Here is a 3,440-nt window from a genome sequence, read left to right as displayed (position 1 = left end):
AAAAAAGAGACTCAACGCCCTACGGGCTGTCTCTTTTTTCCGAGGTTACACGCTATCGGCCGAGTCGATGGCTGAAGCCAGTATCCGACTGAAGTCGGAGGGGTTTCTCCTCACCGAGGACTCTAAAGATTGATCAGGTCGGAAAAGCGCCTGGTCGGACGTGCGCCCCTATGTCAGTCATTCCGGGGCACTGGGGCCTTTCTCTCTCCGATCTGTCCTCTATTCATGAACCTCATTCCGCTAAGAATGACCGGAGGTGGTGGATTGCGGAACGTCCGCTGTCGGCGACGATGGTCTCGGTTCTCTACGGCATTATCGCCCGTTCAGGACGGCCTCTTCGACCTCGTTCTTCATCAGTCTTGCAATCTCACGCCGGAAAGCATCTACGTCCGGATAGTTCATCAAAAATCGACCTCGCGCTCGATCTTCTGGCTCATCGTCGTCAGCAACTTCAAATTTTAAAAATAGGTTCCCCCGCTTGTCAGCCGGTACAACTTCCAAACGGAGCTTGAGATCGTCGCCCTCCTGCATATCAAAGCCCCACTGTGCGACGACGGGTTGGTTCTCACCAATCGGAAACAAGCCTAGGGCTTCGCCGAACTCCTTCACATCTTGCCACTGAACCCAGAAGCCCCCCTTCGCGGAGATGCGATCTGTCTCGACGTGGACGGAGAGATAGCCGAAGTCGTCGCGGGTCAGGCTCATGTCGAAGAAGCTCGCATCGAACCTGTAGCTCAGAGTGAGTTTGCTCATGCGAGGTATCTCGCAGGTGCGCGCAACGTCCGCAATCCGGGGCGTGGCTGCGCAGCGACAAGCGGCCGCTCTTGGGCGACTGCCGACGGGCCGCTTTGGCCCGACGCCGATCGTCAGCGGTGACGGGAAAATTGGTGGATTCGAGAAGGTCCGCTTTGGGCAAAGCCTCAGGGAAAGGACGATTGCTTTCTCGCTTCTGTGATGCACAATATCGACAATGTACCTCTTCCCCCGTCTCGTAGTCGCTGCCGCACTTACTTTCGTATTTTCGGTGCAGTGCCAAGCGGCAGCGCGCACACATCCAACAACGGCTTGCACAAAGCCATCAGCATGGATGAGCCGCGACTACCCAGCGGGGGAGCCGGGGTACTACATACCTATAGCGGCGCGTGATACTAATTATATAATAATGCGGCGCACCGTGGTCCATGAAAATGACCTTAAGGCCTACCTGCGGCGTGCACGAGTTGCTTTAACGCCCCCGCAACCTCTATACTTATTCGCAAACGCGTCTCTGAGCTGCGCCGCATACAGGCGAGCTGCGGCGATTATCGACTTGGCATACATGTGTAGCAAACAGCGCCGGTGTGTTTGGGGATACGGCCTTGGCGAAAACGCTAGTCCATCGGATATTCCCGCGCCTCCTTTGCGAAGTCGATCCGTCGTTCAATGACCGGCTTTGGGGCGACTGCCGACACGCCGTTTTGACCCGGCGCTGATCGCAAGTGCGGACGGGGGAAAGTGGTGGGCAGCGGACATTGCGGAAGAAGTGTCACGTGGTAACTTAGCAAGGTCTAAAAGCGACACCGGAGATCGATCTCGTTGATTATTTCATCGCCGACTGTGCCAGGCAGCGGGCATATCACCGGTGCGTTCGTGAACAAGGACAGATCCATCCTTGCCGTCGCAAGCGCATTTCCGCTGCTTACCAACCCGCCGGCTCGCGCAGCATATGCTGGCCACAAACTGCGGCATCGGCTTTCCTTACATCGGCCGGATCAGCAGGTGCCATTTGCCTGGTTTGACAACGTTCGGCTGCCAATAAATTGGGTCAGCTTCCATCCTCGAGAGCCGGTCGTGGCAATTGCCACCGGCACCTATGACGGGGGCTGGATGTTCGAGGGTGAACTGCTCCTCTGGAACTGGACGGAGAACAGTTGGCGCGAGCCGGTTTCACAAATTCCGGAGGTCGTCTGGGTAAACTTCGATCCCGAAGGGGCGACGCTCGATCTGATCGTGCGGCCTTGGGATGAGGAGTGGGGGGGCGATCCGAATGGGCAAGAAGACGACGCCTTCACGCGCTTCTATGGCGCGAACACGATAGCCGACTGGAATGTCGCTCGCTCCGAGTTTGTGCTCGATCCCGCCGCAAGGCTAGGAGATGACAAACTCAAAATACTCTTCGCTGCGGACGAATCCAAGAAGGATGCGCACAAGAGCGTTGCCGCTTGGCTCAAAGTACCCAAGCTAATCGAGCGTAGCGCAATATGGGACCTATCATGGCTAGGCGATGACAAGATCGCGTCTGTTTCTAACGAGTGTCTACTTCAAATCGATGATCTGACAGGCACCAAATTATCTTACGTCGAAGGTGACGGTTACGGCGCTGCCATAGTCTCTTCGGAGCCCCCGCTCATTCATGTCGCCCAACGCAGGATTCGGAGCGATAGCGAGGTGTCGTCGCGCCTCTTAGCGATCCAAGACGGGGCTCTCGTCGAACTCGGAACATACGCAGGATCGTACAGCTTCACGGGATCGTCGAACGGCACTGTGCTCGGTCGATTGGTTCGGCACCACCGCGGATCGGCTAGTTCAGATCTTCTCATTGATGTCGCGACCGGAGTCGGAGTACCGATCAATCTTGGGCACTACGACTGTTTTAATCATTTTGTGGGAATAGACGGTGCTCCTGCGAACTACTTCCTTCAAGCCACGCCGCCGGATGGGCATGAGCGGAAGCGCTTGTGCCGCCTCGACGCTCACGGCAATGTCGAGAGCCTTTGGCCTGTTCTCGACCAGGATGGAAGCCAGGCTAGCCATGCAATGGAGTGTTACGGATGCTTCCTGGACGATTCGGCAGGAGCCGGGATCGTGCTCGCCGGAAAGCATTACGATCCCAATCCGTCCGCGCCGATCATTGGCTTCATATATCGCAAGTCCCTCAATGCAGATCGTGAACTGTGGCGACACCCTACGACGGCTGCAAGTAGCGCAATCGTCTATGTAGAAAGTCTTGGTATCATCGCCGCCGCCTTCCTCGACGGAACCCTGAGGCTGATTGACGCCATTACGGGAGCGGTCAGAGCCGCAGGTAGAGTAACGATCGGCGCACAGCCGACGGTGATATTCTCGCTTTCTGCGAACGGGTACGCCTTAGCGATTGGCACTATGGATGGACGAGTAGCCGTATTGGAACCTGGGCCGCTTCTGGCAAGCGATGCGACGGTCGGCCGGATTGAACTTGCATGAACAGCGTTGGGGGACCTGCCGTGAATGTCCGCTAATGGGCGAGGCTGTGTGGAAACACGAAAGTCGGCGCAGTCGGCGCAACAATGATTGAACGAACATGACGTAATCGCGGGAGCGGTGGCCACGAAATGCGGTGGCGATGTTCGAAGGCCTAGTCGGGTGGCTGCCCCCCGATAAGATGAAGTTACGGGCTCACGATCGGCACCGGGCCCAGGCAT

2 protein-coding genes are annotated in these 3,440 nt (G+C 57.0%); one reads left to right on the top strand and one right to left on the bottom strand.

Annotated features, from left to right (window positions below):
* Nucleotides 1-312: 312 nt before the first annotated feature.
* Nucleotides 313-753: a hypothetical protein gene (locus tag EWE75_RS24050; protein ID WP_130160560.1), complete on the bottom strand. Its 441-nt coding sequence runs from the start codon at nucleotides 751-753 to the stop codon at nucleotides 313-315.
* A gap of 822 nt (nucleotides 754-1,575) precedes the next feature.
* Between EWE75_RS24050 and EWE75_RS24045 the strand changes: the two genes are divergently transcribed.
* Nucleotides 1,576-3,222 (top strand): hypothetical protein, encoded by a 1,647-nt coding sequence (locus EWE75_RS24045; protein WP_165388525.1) that lies wholly within the window; start codon nucleotides 1,576-1,578, stop codon nucleotides 3,220-3,222.
* Nucleotides 3,223-3,440: the final 218 nt, after the last annotated feature.

The sequence above is a fragment of the Sphingomonas populi genome (genome assembly GCF_004208535.1).
In the GTDB taxonomy this organism is placed as follows: domain Bacteria; phylum Pseudomonadota; class Alphaproteobacteria; order Sphingomonadales; family Sphingomonadaceae; genus Sphingomonas; species Sphingomonas populi.
The sequence above is the reverse complement of the archived record's forward strand: the minus strand, read 5'-3'. Positions and strand labels throughout refer to the sequence as shown.